The sequence below is a fragment of the Streptomyces canarius genome (assembly GCF_014650735.1).
GTDB classification, from domain to species: Bacteria; Actinomycetota; Actinomycetes; order Streptomycetales; family Streptomycetaceae; genus Streptomyces; species Streptomyces olivaceoviridis.
The window spans coordinates 303,344-319,765 of sequence record NZ_BMVN01000006.1 but is presented as its reverse complement, the minus strand read 5'-3'; the positions used below and the strand labels follow the sequence as shown (position 1 = coordinate 319,765).

Here is a 16,422-nt window from a genome sequence, read left to right as displayed (position 1 = left end):
GTCGCGGTGAGGTGAGCGAAGGAGGGTGCCCCCGGGGTCGGACGACCTCGGGGGCACCCTCTGGTGCGCGGCGGGTCAGCCGGTGTTGCGCAGGCCCGCCGCCACGCCGTTGACGGTGAGGAGCAGGGCGCGGGAGAGCAGCGGGTCGGGGTCGGTGCCGGCCGCGGCGGCGTCGCGCTGCCGCTTGAGCAGGGTGACCTGGAGGTAGGAGATCGGGTCCAGGTAGGCGTCGCGGATGGCGAAGGTCTGCTTGAGGACGGGCTGGGCGTCCAGCAGTTCCTGTTCGCCGGTGATCCGCAGGACCTCGCGGACGGTCAGCTCGTGTTCGGCCTTGATGGCGTCGAAGACGTGCTTGAGCTCGTCGGGGACGAGGGTGTCGACGTAGTGCTGGGCGATCCGCAGGTCCGTCTTGGCGAGGGTCATCTCGACGTTGGAGATGAAGTTGCGGAAGAAGTGCCACTGTTCGTGCATCTCGCCGAGCACGGTGTCCAGACCGGTTTCCCGCAGCGCCTTGAGGCCGGAGCCGACGCCGAACCAGCCGGGCACGATCTGCCGGGACTGGGTCCAGCCGAACACCCACGGGATGGCGCGCAGGCCGTCGAGCGAGACGCCCGAGCCGGGGCGGCGGGAGGGCCGCGAGCCCAGGTGCAGCTCGGCGAGCTGGTCGACGGGCGTGGAGGCGAGGAAGTACGTCGGCAGGTCGGGGTCCTCGACCAGGCGGCGGTAGGCGGCGTGGGCGGCGTCGGAGACGACGTCCATGGCCGCGTCCCAGCGGGCGAGGGCCTCGTCGGACTGGCGGGGGGCGGTGTGCAGGGCGGAGGCCTGGAGGGTGGCCGCGACGGTCAGTTCCAGGTTCTCCCGGGCGAGGGAGGGGATGAGGTACTTGTCGGAGATGACCTCGCCCTGCTCGGTGACCTTGATCTCGCCCTCCAGGGTGCCCCAGGGCTGGGCGAGGATGGCGTCGTGGGAGGGACCGCCGCCGCGGCCGACGGTGCCGCCGCGGCCGTGGAAGAGGCGCAGGCGTACGCCGTAGCGGTGGGCGACGTCGCGCAGCCGGCGCTGGGCGCGGTGGATCTCCCACTGGCTGGTGGTGATGCCGCCGAACTTGGAGGAGTCGGAGTAGCCGAGCATGACCTCCTGGACGTCGCCGCGCAGCGCGACCAGGCGCCGGTAGGACGGGTCGGAGAGCATGTCCTCCAGGATGGTGTCGGCGGCCTTCAGCTCGTCGGTGGTCTCCAGGAGGGGGACGATGCCGATCTTGGCCCAGCCGGCGTGCAGGTCCAGCAGTCCGGCCTCGCGGGCGAGGACGGCGGCGGCGAAGACGTCGTCGGCGCCCTGGCACATCGAGATGATGTAGGACTCGACGACCCCGGGGCCGAAGACCTCCAGGGCCCTCTTGACGGTCTCGAAGACGCCGAGGGTCTTCTGCCCGGCGGCGTCGACGGGGGCCGGGGTGGGGGCGAGCGGCCTTCTGGAGCGCAGTTCCTTGGCGAGGAGCCTGGCGCGGTAGTCGCGGGGCATGTCGGCGTAGCACCAGGACTCCTCGCCGAGCCGGTCGAAGAGCTGGCCGAGGGCGTGGTGGTGGGCGTCGGCGTGTTCGCGGACGTCCATGGTGGCGAGCTGGAGGCCGAAGGCGGCCAGGGTGCGGATGGTGCGGGCGAGGCGGCCGTCGGCGAACAGGCCGCCGCGGTGCTCGCGCAGGGAGGCCTGGATGATGCGCAGGTCCTTCAGCAGCTCGCCGGTGCCGAGGTAGTCGCGGCCTTCCTCGTGCGGGGTGCCCTTGGCGAGGCGCTGCTTGGTGTTCTCCAGCTTCTGCCGGATGCAGGTGGCCTTGAGCCGGTAGGGCTCCTCGGCGTTGAGGCGCTTGTAGCGGGGGCTGATCTCGGGGAGCAGCTCCAGGTCGGTCTTGAGGGAGTCGAGGAGCTCTTCGGTGGCGCCGGTGTAGCGGATGGAGTTGGAGAGCAGTCCGCGCAGCTCGTCGATCATCTCCAGGGCGTCGTTGATGCCGTGTTCGTGCTGGAGGATGAGGACGTCCCAGGTGACCTGGGGGGTGACGTTGGGGTTGCCGTCGCGGTCGCCGCCGATCCAGGTGCCGAAGGTGAGGGGGCGGGTGTCGTCGGGGAGCTTGACGCCGACGCGCTCCAGTTCGGCGGTCAGGTCCTCCAGGACGTCTCCGACGGCGTCGGCGTGCAGCTCGTCCAGGTAGTAGATCGCGTTGCGGGCCTCGTCGGCGGGTTCGGGGCGTACGACGCGCAGTTCGTCGGTCTGCCAGACGAGGTCGATGTTCTCGGCGAGGCGGACGTCGTGGCGGCGGCGGTCGGTGTCGAGGACGGGGGTGTCCAGGAGCGCGGCGATGCGCCGGAGCTTGTTGAGGACGGACCGGCGCGCGGCCTCGGTGGGGTGCGCGGTGAAGACCGGGCGGACGTTGAGGTTCTGGACGGTCTGCCTCAGGTGCTCGGGGTCGGCGTCCTTGAGCCGGTCGGCCGTGCGGGCGAGCAGGCCGCCCTCGGCGGCGCGCCGGGCGCGCAGTTCTCGGCCTCGGTGCACCTGTTCGGTGATGTTGGCGAGGTGGAAGTAGGTGGAGAAGGCGCGGACCAGCTTGGCCGCGGTGTCCAGTTCGGTGCCGCGCAGCAGCTCGGCGGCGGCGTCACCGTCCTCGCGGGTGAGGCGGCGGACCTTCTCGACCAGTTCGAGGAGCTCGGGGCCTTCCTGCCGGACGAGGGTCTCCCCCAGGAGATCACCCAGCCGGCGGATGTCGGCGCGCAGCTCGCTGCTGGTCGTGGTGGTCTGGTCGTCGGCACTGCTCACAGGTGCGGCTCCTTGCAGTGTTGAAGCTCGTCTGGGAGGGAACCCGGCCGGCTGCCACACACGGCGGGTGCCGCATACGGGCCGGAGGGTCCGGGAAGGAAACTTCAGCGGACCGCGCTGTCCGACCGAGTCCAAGGATAGGTGGCCATGTGGACGCGCAGGCTCTGGGGCTCTTGCCGCCGCGCGACACGCTGCCATACTTACGATGCCGTAGGTTACGGAACCGTAGGGAAGCACCCGTCGACTCCCGTACGGTCCCCGCGGCCCGGCATCTGCCTCGACCATCGACCCCACAGGGGACGCGCATGACCTCAAGTTCCGATGTGATCGAAGAAGCCCGTAAGGCCACCGACACACCTCCTCCCTCCGCCACGCTGGGCGGCGAGCAGAAGCGTTCGATCGAGCAGATCACGCTGCTCCTGTTCATCACCGTGCCGTTCCTGGCACTGGTGGCGGCCGTGCCGCTGGCCTGGGGCTGGGGGGTGAGCTGGCTCGATCTGGGCCTGCTGGTCTTCTTCTACTTCCTGGGCTGCCACGGCATCACGATCGGTTTCCACCGGTACTTCACCCACGGTTCGTTCAAGGCGAAGCGGCCCCTGCGGATCGCGCTCGCGATCATGGGTTCGCTGGCGGTCGAGGGTCCGCTGGTGCGCTGGGTGGCCGATCACCGCAGGCACCACAAGTTCTCCGACGCGGAGGGCGACCCGCACTCCCCGTGGCGGTTCGGCGAGACGCTCCCGGCGCTGATGAAGGGCCTGTGGTGGGCGCACATCGGCTGGATGTTCGACGAGGAGCAGACCCCGCAGGACAAGTACGCGCCGGATCTGATCAAGGACCCGGCGATGCGGGCGATCTCCCGGCAGTTCGTGCTGTGGACGGCCGTGTCCCTGGGACTGCCGCCGCTGATCGGCGGTCTGGCGACGATGTCCTGGTGGGGCGCGTTCACCGGGTTCTTCTGGGGTTCACTCGTCCGGGTGGCGCTGCTGCACCATGTGACCTGGTCGATCAACTCGATCTGCCACGCGGTCGGCAAGCGGCCGTTCAAGTCGCGGGACCGTTCGGGCAACGTGTGGTGGCTGGCGGTGCTGTCCTGCGGGGAGTCCTGGCACAACCTGCACCACGCCGACCCGACGTCGGCGCGGCACGGTGTGATGCGCGGCCAGATCGACTCCTCGGCCCGGTTCATCCGCGTCTTCGAGCTGCTCGGCTGGGCGTACGACGTGCGCTGGCCGTCACGCTCGCGTATCGATTCGCGGCGTGACACCGGGGGAGGCGGCTCCCGGCGCCGGGGGGAGACGGCCGAGGCGGCATGATTGACGCCGTGGCGACCGACTCCAGCAGCACCTCAGGCAACGACAAGCAGCGGCGGACCCGCCGGACCCGTATGACCGGTGCCGAGCGCCGCCAGCAGTTGCTGGAGATCGGTCGCACCCTCTTCGCCGCCAAGGGTTTCGAGGGCACGTCGGTGGAGGAGATCGCGGCGAAGGCCGGGGTGTCCAAGCCGGTGGTGTACGAGCACTTCGGCGGCAAGGAGGGGCTGTACGCGGTGGTGGTGGACCGCGAGATGCGGCGCCTGCTGGACATGGTCACCAGTTCGCTGACGGCCGGCCACCCGCGTGAGCTGTGCGAGCAGGCGGCGTTCGCCCTCCTGGACTACATCGAGGAGTACACGGACGGTTTCCGCATCCTGGTCCGCGACTCCCCGATCCCGCAGTCCACGGGTTCCTTCGCGTCCCTCATCTCGGACATCGCCACCCAGGTGGAGGACATCCTGGGCCGCGAGTTCAAGTCGCGCGGCTTCGACCCCAAGCTCGCTCCCCTCTACGCCCAGGCGCTGGTCGGCATGGTCGCGCTGACCGGCCAGTGGTGGCTGGACGTGCGCCGCCCGAAGAAGGCGGAGGTGGCGGCCCATCTGGTGAACCTGGCGTGGCACGGCCTGGACGGCCTGGAGCAGAAGCCGCGGCTGATCGGTCACCGCAAGAGCTGAGCGCCCTGGGGGGCCGGCTCCAGGAACTCCAGGCGGTTGCCGACGGGGTCCTCGGAGGAGAAGCGCCGGTGGCCGGGGAGGTCGTCGTCCCAGGTGACCTCGGCGCCCTTCGCGGCGAGGCGGGCCGCGTACGCCTCGATGTCCCGCACCCGCAGCCCGGGGTGGGCCTTCCGCGCGGGCCGGAAGTCGCGCTGGATCCCCAGGTGGAGCCGGACGAAGCCCGCCTCGAACCAGCAGCCGCCGCGCGCGGCGAGCGCCGGCGGCTTGGGGACCTCGGTCATGCCGAGGACGCCGGCGTAGTACGCGCGCAGCGTGTCCTCCGACCCGGAGGGGGCCGCCAGCTGCACGTGATCGACCGCCACCAGCATGCTCAGCCCTCCTTCACGGCCACGGCGAACAGCCGGCGGAAGGGCAGCACCGTGCCGTACGGCGCGCTCGGGTAGGCCTGCCGCAGCAGGTCCCGGTACTCGGTCAGGAACGCCTCGCGCGCCTCGGGGTCGTCGGCGAGGGCGGTCAGCGCGGGCCTCAGGCCGGTGCCCTTCACCCAGTCCAGGACCGGGTCATCGCCCTTCAGGACGTGGAAGTACGTCGTCTGCCAGACGTCGGCCGTGCAGCCGAGGCGCGCCAGGCGGTCCAGGTAGGCGCCGGGGGCGTGCACGGAGTCCGTGCGGCGCAGCAGGCCGGCGAGGCGGTCCCGCCAGCGGGGGGTGGCGGCCAGCTCGCGCATGAGGGCGTGCAGCGGGGCGTCGATGTTGTCCGGGACCTGGAAGGCGAAGGTGCCGCCGGGGCGCAGGGCGGCGGTCCAGTCGGCGAAGCGGTCGGCGTGGCCCGGCACCCACTGGAGGGTGGCGTTGGAGACGATCAGGTCGTACGGCTCGGTGGGCGTCCAGGTCCGCACGTCGGCGTGGGCGAAGTCGAGCCGGCCGCCCTGGGCCGTGGGTCCCTCGTGGTCGACGTGGGCCTTGTCGAGCATCTCGGGCGAGTTGTCGTAGCCGGTGATGCGGGCGGTGGGCCAGCGGTCGGCGAGCAGGGCGGTGACGTTGCCGGGGCCGCAGCCGAGGTCGGCGATGCGGGGTGCGTCGCCGGGCAGGCCGGGGACGCGGGCGAGGAGGTCGGCGAAGGGCCGGGCCCGGTGCCCGGCGTGGCGGAGGTACTGGGCGGGGTCCCAGCTCGGCGTCGTCATACCCTCCACTCTCCCCGCCAATTTCTCTCGATGTCAAGAGACTCGACATCAAGAGACTTCACATCGACACAACCACTACACTGATCTCCATGGAGGACGAGGTCGATCGGCTGGTCGCAGCGTGGCGCCGGGAGCGTCCGGACCTCGACGTGGAGCCGCTGGAAGTACTCAGCCGGGTGAGCCGACTCGCCCGGCACCTCGACCGCGCCCGCCGGCTCGCCTTCGCCGAGCACCAGCTGGAGCCCTGGGAGTTCGACGTGCTGACCGCGCTGCGGCGCGCGGGCACGCCGTACCAGCTCTCCCCCGGCCAGCTGCTCACGCAGACACTGGTCACCTCGGGCACGATGACCAACCGCATCGACCGGCTGGCGAAGAAGGGCCTGGTCGAGCGGCTGCCCGACCCGAGCGACCGGCGGGGGGTGCTGGTCCGGCTGACCGACGAGGGCCGCGACCGCGCGGACCAGGCGCTGGCGGGCCTGCTGGAGCAGGAGCGGGCGATCCTCGCCGAGCTGTCCCGCGCCCAGCGCGCCGAACTGGCCGGTCTGCTACGCCAGCTGACCGCCCCGTTCGACAACATCCCCGGCTAGGTCCACCGGCCCCACCCCGGCCCGCCGGGCCAGCGCGACGGCGGCCAGCGTGGAGTGGACGCCCAGCTTGCCGAGGACGTTCTGCATATGGGTGCGGACGGTGTGCGGGGAGAGGAACAGCCGCTCGGCGACGGCCTTGCGGCCGAGCCCGGCCACCATGCAGCGCAGCACCTCCCGCTCGCGCGGGGTGAGGGACTCCACCAGCCGCTCGCTCTCCGTGCGGTGCTTGCGCGCCGCCGTCAGCTCCTTCAGCACGCCGGTGAGCAGCGCGGGCGGCAGGTGCGTCTCGTTGCGCAGCACCCCCCGGATCACCGTCAGCAGCCGGGACAGCGAGCAGTCCTTGGCGACCCAGCCGGACGCCCCCGCCTGGAGCGCGAGGGCCGCGCGGCGCGGGTCGTCCTTCTCGGCGAGGACGACGATCCGTACGGCGGGGTGGGCGGCCCGGACCCCGGTGACGAGCGAGATCCCGTCGACCAGGCCCTCCTCGTCGCCCTCCTGCACCGGCACGGCCGGGCGGGCGCCGGGCAGCCGGCCGCCCAGGTCGGCGTCGACCAGCAGGACGTCGTAGGGCCGGCCCTCGCCGGCCGCGCGCTCCAGGCAGCGCAGCGCGGCCGGGCCGCTGCCGGCGGCGAAGACGTCGACGTCGGGCTCGGCGGCCAGGGCGGCGGCGAGCGACTCGGCGAAGATGCGGTGGTCGTCCACGACCAGGACTCGGATGCGAACCACGTAACCCCCTTCCCCAGGCTCCGCGTGGAGCAGGGGATACCCAAGGTCCGGAAAGCTCCGGAACTGGTCGGTCCGGAAAAGCCCGGAAAGGATCCGGAGAACGACGACCGGCGCGGGTACGACACCCGCGGAGAGGGGACGCGCGCCGCACGGCCGCCGCCGTTGCGAACACTGCTACCCCCACCGCGGGCGCCGTACCCGCCTGTCTCGCCCCCTGAGCGGCACCGGCCCCCACCGGTGCTGCTCCACAGAGTACGGACGGGAGCACGCGGCGGAAGGCGAATTGCAGAACTGGCCGCCCGGCACGTTTATGGTGTGCCGCATGTTTCGTATTGAGGCGGGAGTCGACAAAGAGCGACGTGATCTGCTCCGCGCACGGCTGTGGGACACCAACACGGCGGCGTCCCCGGTCCTGGCCGCGCTGCGCGGCACGCCCGGCGAACGCGACGCGCCCCTGCACCTGTGGGCACTGGACACCGCGGGCGACCTGGCGGGCGGCCTGGTCGGCCACACCTGGACGACCTGGCTGCACGTCACCTACCTGTGGGTGGACGCCGCACACCGCGGCACGGGCCTCGGCACCCGTCTGCTGGCGGAGGCGGAACGCATCGCCGCGACCGACCGCGGCTGCACGGCGTCCCGCCTGGAGACCTGGAGCTTCCAGGCCCCGGAGTTCTACCGGAAACAGGGCTACGAGGTGGTGTGCGTGATCCCCGACTACCCGCCGGGGATCACGGAGTACACACTGACGAAGCGACTGGGCTGACGGGTAATCGGCTGACGGGGACTCAGACGAGCCGCCGGGCCCCCGCCGAAGGGACCGCCTCGAAGACTCGCGGAGTCTTGAAGTCCGCCGCCGCGAAGGCCTCTTCGACCGCCTTGGTCAGGGTGTCCACGTCGGCCGCCTCCGCCAGGACGATCGCCGAGCCGCCGAAGCCGCCGCCGGTCATGCGGGCGCCCAGGGCGCCGGCGGCCAGGGCCGTGTCGACGACCAGGTCCAGCTCCGGGCAGGAGATGCGGAAGTCGTCGCGCAGGGAGGCGTGGCCCTCGGTGAGGACCGGGCCGATGGCGCGGATGTCGCCGGCGCGCAGCAGGGCGACGGTGCGTTCGACCCGTTCGTCCTCCGTGACCACGTGGCGGACCAGACGGATGACCTCCTCCTCGTCGCCGAGGCGGGCGAGGGCCGCGTCCAGGCCGTCGTAGGGGATGTCCCGCAGGGCGTCGACGCCGAGCAGGGCCGCGCCCTTCTCGCAGCCGGCCCGGCGCTTGCCGTACTCGCCGCCGCTGTGGGCGTGCTTGACCTGGGTGTCGACCACCAGCAGGCGCAGGCCCTCGGCCACGAGGTCGAAGGGGATCTGCTGCTGGGACAGGTCACGGGTGTCCAGGAACAGCGCGTGGCCCTGCTCGCAGCAGGCCGACGCCGTCTGGTCCATGATCCCGGTCGGCGCGCCGACGTAGACGTTCTCGGCGCGCTGGCACAGGCGGGCCAGCTTCCAGCGCTGGAGGCCGAGGTCGTACAGGTCGTTCAGCGCCAGGGCGATCACGACCTCCAGCGCGGCCGACGAGGACAGGCCCGCGCCCGTCGGGACCGTCGAGGACAGGTGGACGTCGGCGCCGGTCACCTCGTGACCCGCCTCGCGCAGCGCCCAGACGACGCCCGCCGGGTACGCCGTCCACTCCCGGTCGGTCTGCGGGGCGAGGGCGTCCAGCCGCAGCTCCACGACCCCGCCCTCGACGTCCTCCGAGTGCAGGCGCAGGACGCCGTCGTCACGGCGGGAGACCGCGGCGACCGCCTGGTGCGGCAGCGCGAACGGCATGACGAAGCCGTCGTTGTAGTCGGTGTGCTCACCGATGAGGTTGACCCGGCCGGGCGCCGCCCACACGCCCTCCGGCTCGGCCCCGTACAGCTCGGCGAAACGCTCCGCGACCTGCTGTGCACCCACTAGTGCTCCCTTGTGATGCTCTGCGCGAACTCCCACGCGTCCGCGACGATGCCCGCGAGATCCGCGCGGGTCGGGTTCCAGCCCAGTTTCTCGCGGGCGGTGTCCGCGGAGGCGACCAGGACCGCCGGGTCGCCGCCCCGGCGCGGGGCCACCACCTCGGGGATCGGGTGGCCGGTGACCTCGCGGACGGTCTCGATGACCTGGCGGACGGAGAAGCCGTTGCCGTTGCCGAGGTTGCAGATCAGGTGCTCGCCCGGGGTGGCGGCCCGGACGGCCAGCAGGTGGGCTTCGGCCAGGTCGGCGACGTGGATGTAGTCGCGGACGCAGGTGCCGTCGGCGGTCGGGTAGTCGTCGCCGAAGACCGAGATCGCGTCGCGGCGGTCCTGGGCGACCTGGAGGACCAGCGGGATCAGGTGCGACTCGGGGTCGTGCCGCTCGCCGTACGCGCCGTACGCGCCCGCCACGTTGAAGTAGCGCAGGGAGACCGCCGCCAGGCCGTGCGCGTGCGCCTCGCCGGTGATCATGTGGTCGACGGCGAGCTTGGAGGCGCCGTAGGGACTGGTGGGCCGCGTCGGCGCGGTCTCCGGGATCGGGGTCCGCTCCGGCTCGCCGTAGGTCGCGGCGGTGGAGGAGAAGACGAGCTTGCGGACACCGGCCTCGCGCATCGCGGCGAGCAGGGCCATGCTGCCGCCGACGTTGTTGTCCCAGTACTTCTCGGGCTTCACCACCGACTCGCCGACCTGGGAGAACGCGGCGAAGTGCAGCACGCCGTCGAAGGAGGGGTCGAGCCACTTGGCGGCGTCGCGGATGTCGCCCTCGATGAAGGCCGCGCCGGCCGGGACGCCCGCGCGGAAGCCGGTGGAGAGGTTGTCGAGGACGGTGACCTCGTGGCCGGCCTCCAGCAGGTGCTGGGCCACCACACTGCCTACGTATCCCGCGCCACCCGTCACCAGGTACTTCATGAACTCGCTACCTCTCGCAGTCGCTCGGCCGCGCGCTCCGGCGGCACGTCGTTGATGAACACGCTCATGCCGGACTCGGAACCCGCGAGGAACTTCAGCTTGCCGGAAGTACGGCGGATGGTGAAAAGCTCTAGGTGGAGCGCGAAGTCGTCGCGCGTGACACCGTCGAACTCCTCCAGCGCGCCGAACGGGGCCTGGTGCCAGCCCGAGATGTACGGCGTGGGCGGCTCCCCCTCGCCGAAGATCCGGTCGAAGCGCCTCAAGAGTTCCAGATAGACCTGGGGGAACTCTGTGCGGGCCGCTTCGTCCAGGGCGAGCAGGTCGGGCACGCGGCGCTTGGGGTACAGGTGGACCTCGTACGGCCAGTGCGCCGCGTACGGCACGAAGGCCGCCCAGTGTTCACTCTCAAGGACGACCCGCTCGCCGGCGAGTTCCCGTTCCAGGACGGCGTCGAACAGGTTCTCCCCGCCGGTGGCCTCCTTGTGGGCCGCGAGCGAGCGGAGCATCAGCGCGGTGCGCGGGGTGGTGAAGGGGTAGGCGTAGATCTGCCCGTGCGGGTGGCCGAGGGTCACACCGATCTCGGCACCGCGGTTCTCGAAACAGAAGACCTGCTCGACGGCGGGCAGATGCGACAGCTCCGACGTGCGGTCCGTCCACGCGTCGAGCACCAGCCGCGCCTGCTCGACGCCGAGGTCCGCGAAGGAGGCGTCGTGGTCGGAGGTGAAGCAGACGACCTCGCAGCGGCCGGAGTCGCCGGCGAGGGAGGGGAACCGGTTCTCGAAGACGACGACGTCGTACGAGGAGTCCGGGATCTCGCTGAGCCGGTCGCCGCGGGTGGGGCACAGGGGGCACTCGTCGGCCGGCGGGTGGTAGGTGCGGCCCTGGCGGTGCGAGGCCACGGCGACCGAGTCGCCGAGCAGCGGGTCGCGGCGGATCTCGGAGGTGGTGACCGTACGGTCCAGCGGGCGCCGGTCGACCGCGTCGCGCACGGTGTCGTCCCGCAGGTCGTAGTAGATCAGCTCACGACCGTCGGCCAGCCGGGTCGAGGTCTTCTTCACGCCGGACTCCTTGTTCGGGCCCTACGGGTGTGTCCGCACCCAATCACTCAACACAAACAAACATAACAGACCACAACTCCACAACACCTTGGTCGATCACAATCAAACAAAGGACACCAGCTGGAGTGTTCAAATATCGAACACGGAGGCGTAGGTTCCGCTCTGGATCAGTTCGCGCAACGAAGCGAGTTCTCATGCAAACCCCCACATACGCCCCCACCTATCTGGCGGCGGAGCTACGACTCCCCACCAACTGGCTGGACTACACGATCCTGGCGATCTACTTCGTCGTCGTCCTGGGCATCGGCTTCGCGGCCCGCCGCTCGGTCAAGACGAGCCTCGACTTCTTCCTCTCCGGACGCTCACTGCCCGCCTGGATCACCGGCCTCGCCTTCATCTCGGCGAACCTGGCGGCCACCGAGATCCTCGGCATGGCCGCGAACAGCGCCCAGTACGGCGCCTACACCGTCCACTGGTACTGGATCGGCGCCATCCCCGCCATGGTCTTCCTCGGCCTGGTGATGATGCCCTTCTACTACGGCAGCAAGGTCCGCTCGGTCCCCGAGTTCCTGCTGCTGCGCTTCGACCGGGGCGCCCACCTGCTCAGCTCGATCCTGTTCGCGTTCGCCGCCGTCCTGATCGCGGGCGTCAACCTCTACGCCCTCGCGATCGTCGTCGAGGCCCTGCTCGGCTGGCCGCAGTGGGTCGCCATCGTCGTCGCCGGCGCGTTCGTCCTCGCGTACATCACCCTCGGTGGCCTGTCCTCGGCGATCTACAACGAGGTCCTCCAGTTCTTCGTGATCCTGGCCGCGCTGATCCCGATCACCATCCTCGGCCTGAAGAAGGTCGGCGGCTGGGGCGGCCTGACCGACAAGCTCACCGCGACCCACGGCGCCGACTTCACCACCGCGTGGGGCGGCACCGGCATCGGGCACGCCAACCCGCTCGGCGCGAACTGGCTGACCATCGTCCTCGGCCTCGGCTTCGTGCTCTCCTTCGGCTACTGGACCACCAACTTCACCGAGGTGCAGCGCGCCCTGTCCGCGAAGAACCTCTCGGCGGGTCAGCGCACGCCGCTCATCGCGGCCTACCCCAAGATCTTCATCGTCTTCCTGGTGATGATCCCCGGCCTGGTCGCCGCCGCGATCGTCCCGAAGTTCGGCAGCGCCGCCTCCGGTTACCAGTACAACGACGCCATCCCCTTCCTGATGCAGGAGCTGCTGCCCAACGGCGTGCTCGGCATCGCCGTCACCGGTCTGCTGGCGGCCTTCATGGCGGGCATGGCGGCGAACGTGTCGTCCTTCAACACCGTGTTCACCAACGACATCTGGGCGAAGTACGTGGTGCGGGGACGCGAGGACGGCTACTACGTCCGCTTCGGCCGGCTGATCACCGCGATCGGCGTCTGCGCCTCCGTCGGCACGGCGTTCCTGGCGTCCTCGTTCTCGAACATCATGAGCTACCTCCAGACGCTGTTCTCCTTCTTCAACGTGCCGATGTTCGTCGTCTTCATCGTCGGCATGTTCTGGAAGCGGGCGTCCGCGAAGTCCGGCTTCTGGGGCCTGCTCGCCGGCACCGTGACCGCGATGGTCAACTACTTCGTCCTCTACAAGAAGGGCATCATCTCCATCCCGACCGACCAGGGCGCCAACTTCGTCTGCGCCATCGCGGGCTTCGTCGCCGGCGCGGTGGTGATGGTCGCGGTGTCCCTGTTCACCAAGCCGAAGCCGGTGGAGGAGTTGCAGGGCCTGGTCTACGGCACCCTCCCCCAGACTCCGTCCGGGGGCACCCCCACCCCCGGCATGTCCGAAGCGCCCGCCGCGGGCGACGACGCGTGGTACCGCAAGCCGGCCCTGCTGGGCTGGGGCGCGGTCGTGCTGGCCGCCGTCTGCTACATCCCGTTCTCGTTCTGACGCGGGAGGATCGAGGAACCATGACCGAGCATCCTGAGCACCCCGAGCAGGCTCGTCGCCCGCTGCACTACACCGAGCAGGACGTCCTGCGGGAGGTCTCCGAGCTGGAGACCAAGTCGGCGACCGCGGCGCGCATCTTCGACCTGCGGCGCATCATCGGCGGACTCTTCGTGGTCTACGGCGTCATCGTCACGATCACCGGGATCACCGACTCGCAGGCCGCGATCGACAAGGCCGAGGGCGTGAACATCAATCTGTGGACCGGGATCGGCATGCTGCTCCTGGGCATCTTCTTCCTGGCCTGGCTGAAGCTGCGGCCCACACCGCCGGCTCCTCCGGAGGTTCTGCCGGAAGAGCGGGCGGAGTAGCGCCGGAGGCGGGGGCTCGCCGTTGCGCTGCGGGCCGTACGCCGACCGCGGGCGCGCGGGGGCTGGTCGCGCAGTTCCCCGCGCCCCCGGGCACGTGCGGTCGCCATCGGCCGGCATGCCCGCAGGCGGCACCCCGTCAGCGCGGGCAAGCGACCCCACCCCGCCCCGGCAGAGGGTGCCTAGTCAGGGCCGCCGGCGCCCCGCGCGGGGCCCGCGCGGTCCAGCAATCCCGTGCGGGCCGCCAGGGCCGCCGCCTCCAGCCGGGAGCCCACGCCCAGTTTCATCAGCACCCGTTGGACATGCGTACGCGCCGTGCTCGGTGCGATGCCCATCCCCGCCGCGATCCGCCGCGTGTCCTCGCCGTCGGCCACCCGCACCAGCACCTCGGCCTCCCGCGGCGTCAGCATCTCCAGCAGCCGCTGGGCCTCGTCATCGGGCTGTGCGGCGGGATTCAGCAGCTCGCCGAAGGCCCCCTGGAGCAGTTGCGGGGCCACCGCCGCCTCCCCGGCCCGGGCCTTCATGATGGCCCGCTCGACCCCCTCGATCCGCTCGTCCTGCCGCACGTACCCCGACGCCCCCGCGGCGAAGGCCGCCGCGATCCCGCGCGGTGACGGCACGGGGCCCAGCACCAGCACCGCCACCTGCGGACGCTCCCGCTTGATCTTGACCACCGGGTCGAAGATCCCCGGCTCGGCCGGTGCCGCCGTGCCCAGCAGGCACACCTCGGGCGCCCGCGCGATCACGAGGTCCGCCGCGCCCGCGGCCGGCGCCGCCGCGGCGAGCACCCGGTGCCCGCGCAGCTTGAGCGCGGACGCCAGCGCCTCCGCGAGCAGCCGATGGTCGTCCACGACCATGAGCCGCACTCCCATAGAGCAACCCCCCAGTCCCCCCGGCACCCCCGGCACCCCCGCCCTTCATGCCCCCGGAAGCTACACGCTTGTTCGACGTAGCGCTGCCCCTCTTCATGAGAAGTGCCCCGGATCGATGAAATCCGGGGCACTTCTCGGCAAGTCACTCATTCGGGTGGGGCCGGCGGATCAGCCGTCCGTGCCGAACGCCATCACGAGGTACTCCTTGCTGTACGACGACATGTCCCGCTCCTTGGCGAAGACGGCGGACATGTACAGCCGGCCCTTGCCGAAGCGGAATTCCGCGTACTCCGGCAGCAGGTTGACCTCGGAGTCCCGCACGCTCTTCGTGGACGGGTTCTCCAGCAGCTTGGTCACCTTGAACGAGCCGCCGTCGATGCTGACGACCTGGCCGCCCTTGTTGTACGGCGGCGCGTTGTAGGCGATCAGGTGGCCGCCGTCCATGCGCAGCGGGGAGAGCGTGTATCCGTCGCCGGCCTCGGCGCGCTGGCCGGTCGGCTTGCCGGTCTTCAGGTCGAAGGCGACGATCTCGTTGGTCCGGGTGTACTCGCCCTTGCCGTCGTGCGCCTCGGTCATCAGGTACAGCCTGCCGTTGCCCGCCACGATCTGCCGGCAGTCCTCGACGCGGGTGGTGCCGTCGCAGCGGCCCCCGTAGGTGTCGCCGGGCGCCGGGATGCGGGCGAGCAGCTTGCCGGTCCGGTCGTCGATGGAGAAGTAGTCCGAGACACCGCTGCCGTCACCCGCGCTCTGGCCGACGTCGGCCGCGACCACCAGCGGGTCGGTGGAGACGACGGAGGCGTACGCGACACCGTCGGGCATCCGGTACTCGGAGATCACCTTGCCGCTGACCGGGTCGAGGGTCTGGACGGTGAGCTGCGGGTCGTCGTACTGCCCGCACTTGCGCACCGCGACCAGCCGGGTGCCGCCGCCGTACCCCTCGTCGTAGCAGGTGTCGTCCGGCTTCGGCTGCCACAGCGTCTTGCCGGACTCGATGTCGAACGCGGCACCGCCGTTGGAGCCGCCGACCGCGACGGTGTGCTGAGCGACCGTCACATTGGCGAAGGTGACCGGGTAGTCACCGGACTTGACCGACTTCGTCCACAGCTTCTTCCCCGTGGTGAGGTCGATCGCGGCCACCTGGCTGCACCCCGCGGAGGAGCCCTTCTCCGGCATCTTCGGCTGGAAGGCGATCGCCGTCCGGCCGTCCTCGTCGACGTGCTTGCCGGCCGCGCAGACCGGGCCGGGCAGCTTGACCGTCCACAGCTCGGTGCCCTTCACCGGGTCGTAGCCGACGATCTCCGCGATGCCGCTCTTGGCGTACACCGTGTCCGTCAGCCATGAGCCCGCGGTGCTGACCGTGTCGTCCGCCTTGGGCAGCGGCACCCCGAAGAGCAGCCGGGAGGACGGGTCGGCGGGCGCCTTCTCCTTGCCGCCACCGCCGGTCGTGCCCCCGGAGCCCTTGTCGTTCGGGCCGCCGGTGCCGCCGCCGGAGGACGCGGTGTCGTGCTTGCCGTCGCCCCCGGAGGACTTGGCGTACCAGATGCCGCCGCCGACGATCAGCGCGATGGCGACGACCGCCGCGACGACGATGAGCAGCACGGTGTTGTTCCGCCCGCCGCCGCCCGCCCCCGGCCGGGGCGCCATCGGCACGGTCGGCGGCTGTCCCTGGCCGGGATGCCCGTAACCCGGCTGCATGCCCTGCATGGGCTGCGTGGGCTGGGCGTAGGGGTTGGGCGGCTGGGCGCCGTAGCCGGGGAACTGCGGGGCGGTGGGGGCCGGGGGCTGCTGCGCGTAGGGGTTGTGCTGCGCGCCCGGGTAGCCGTAACCGGGCTGCGGGGGCGGGACCGACGGATAGCCGTAGCCCGGCTGCGGCTGCTGCGGCGGCTGGGCAGGCGGCTGCGGGGGCTGCGCCGGCGGCTGGCCGGGCGGCTGGTTCGGGGGTGGCGGGGGCGGCTGGGTCATGACGCGGGTACCTCGGTGACGCTCGGAAGGCCGTACGGCGGACGGGACTCGGGAAG

15 protein-coding genes are annotated in these 16,422 nt (G+C 71.2%); 6 read left to right on the top strand and 9 right to left on the bottom strand.

Going from position 1 to position 16,422, the window contains the following annotated elements:
• Window positions 1–75: 75 nt before the first annotated feature.
• Window positions 76–2,808 (bottom strand): phosphoenolpyruvate carboxylase, encoded by a 2,733-nt coding sequence (gene ppc / locus IE294_RS12205; RefSeq protein WP_189885184.1) that lies wholly within the window; start codon window positions 2,806–2,808, stop codon window positions 76–78.
• Window positions 2,809–3,113: 305 nt separating this feature from the next.
• On the opposite strand from ppc, the gene IE294_RS12200 reads away from it, so the two are divergent.
• The gene (locus IE294_RS12200; RefSeq protein WP_189885182.1) at window positions 3,114–4,121 is read left to right on the top strand and encodes an acyl-CoA desaturase; all 1,008 of its coding nucleotides are present in this window, start codon (window positions 3,114–3,116) and stop codon (window positions 4,119–4,121) included.
• Window positions 4,118–4,795 carry a TetR/AcrR family transcriptional regulator gene (locus IE294_RS12195; protein ID WP_014673198.1) on the top strand — a complete coding sequence of 226 codons (678 nt, stop codon included), beginning with the start codon at window positions 4,118–4,120 and terminating at the stop codon, window positions 4,793–4,795. Before IE294_RS12200 ends, IE294_RS12195 begins: the two co-directional genes overlap by 4 nt.
• Here the strand turns inward: IE294_RS12195 and IE294_RS12190 are convergent.
• Together IE294_RS12190 and IE294_RS12185 are read right to left on the bottom strand one after the other, a co-directional pair.
• Window positions 4,780–5,163, bottom strand: coding sequence for a VOC family protein (locus IE294_RS12190; RefSeq protein WP_189885180.1), 384 nt, complete (start codon window positions 5,161–5,163; stop codon window positions 4,780–4,782). The genes IE294_RS12195 and IE294_RS12190 overlap by 16 nt on opposite strands.
• Before the next feature lie 2 nt (window positions 5,164–5,165).
• Entirely contained in the window at window positions 5,166–5,978 is an 813-nt protein-coding gene (locus IE294_RS12185) for a trans-aconitate 2-methyltransferase (RefSeq protein ID WP_189885178.1), read from the bottom strand.
• Window positions 5,979–6,067: 89 nt separating this feature from the next.
• Here IE294_RS12185 and tamR point away from each other — a divergent pair, with 89 nt between their 5' ends.
• Window positions 6,068–6,565, top strand: a complete 498-nt coding sequence (gene tamR, locus IE294_RS12180) for a MarR family transcriptional regulator TamR (RefSeq protein WP_014673201.1) — start codon at window positions 6,068–6,070, stop codon at window positions 6,563–6,565.
• On the opposite strand, the gene IE294_RS12175 is transcribed toward tamR, so the two are convergent.
• Complete coding sequence (locus IE294_RS12175) at window positions 6,524–7,291, bottom strand: LuxR C-terminal-related transcriptional regulator (RefSeq protein ID WP_189885176.1); 768 nt, start codon at window positions 7,289–7,291, stop codon at window positions 6,524–6,526. The two genes, tamR and IE294_RS12175, sit on opposite strands and share 42 nt — an antisense overlap.
• 310 nt (window positions 7,292–7,601) lie before the next feature.
• Here IE294_RS12175 and IE294_RS12170 point away from each other — a divergent pair, with 310 nt between their 5' ends.
• Entirely contained in the window at window positions 7,602–8,057 is a 456-nt protein-coding gene (locus tag IE294_RS12170; RefSeq protein ID WP_189885249.1) for a GNAT family N-acetyltransferase, read from the top strand.
• A gap of 22 nt (window positions 8,058–8,079) precedes the next feature.
• Here IE294_RS12170 and galK read toward each other — a convergent pair whose 3' ends face one another.
• The 3 genes from galK to galT are packed head-to-tail and all read right to left on the bottom strand — an operon-like array spanning window position 8,080 to window position 11,254.
• Entirely contained in the window at window positions 8,080–9,234 is a 1,155-nt protein-coding gene (galK, locus tag IE294_RS12165) for a galactokinase (protein ID WP_189885174.1), read from the bottom strand.
• On the bottom strand, window positions 9,234–10,196 hold the full coding sequence (gene galE / locus IE294_RS12160) for a UDP-glucose 4-epimerase GalE (protein ID WP_189885172.1): 963 nt from the start codon (window positions 10,194–10,196) through the stop codon (window positions 9,234–9,236). The genes galK and galE overlap by 1 nt, the downstream gene beginning before the upstream one ends.
• Window positions 10,193–11,254 carry a galactose-1-phosphate uridylyltransferase gene (gene galT, locus IE294_RS12155; protein ID WP_189885170.1) on the bottom strand — a complete coding sequence of 354 codons (1,062 nt, stop codon included), beginning with the start codon at window positions 11,252–11,254 and terminating at the stop codon, window positions 10,193–10,195. Before galT ends, galE begins: the two co-directional genes overlap by 4 nt.
• 194 nt (window positions 11,255–11,448) lie before the next feature.
• On the opposite strand from galT, the gene IE294_RS12150 reads away from it, so the two are divergent.
• Both IE294_RS12150 and IE294_RS12145 read left to right on the top strand, forming a co-directional pair.
• The gene (locus IE294_RS12150) at window positions 11,449–13,167 is read left to right on the top strand and encodes a sodium:solute symporter family protein (protein WP_189885168.1); all 1,719 of its coding nucleotides are present in this window, start codon (window positions 11,449–11,451) and stop codon (window positions 13,165–13,167) included.
• Window positions 13,168–13,187: 20 nt separating this feature from the next.
• On the top strand, window positions 13,188–13,535 hold the full coding sequence (locus IE294_RS12145) for a hypothetical protein (protein ID WP_189885166.1): 348 nt from the start codon (window positions 13,188–13,190) through the stop codon (window positions 13,533–13,535).
• Between the two features lie 179 nt (window positions 13,536–13,714).
• Here the strand turns inward: IE294_RS12145 and IE294_RS12140 are convergent, their stop codons facing one another.
• The gene (locus IE294_RS12140; protein ID WP_189885164.1) at window positions 13,715–14,404 is read right to left on the bottom strand and encodes a helix-turn-helix transcriptional regulator; all 690 of its coding nucleotides are present in this window, start codon (window positions 14,402–14,404) and stop codon (window positions 13,715–13,717) included.
• Between the two features lie 168 nt (window positions 14,405–14,572).
• Window positions 14,573–16,366, bottom strand: coding sequence for an outer membrane protein assembly factor BamB family protein (locus tag IE294_RS12135; protein ID WP_189885162.1), 1,794 nt, complete (start codon window positions 16,364–16,366; stop codon window positions 14,573–14,575).
• Window positions 16,367–16,422 lie beyond the last annotated feature (56 nt).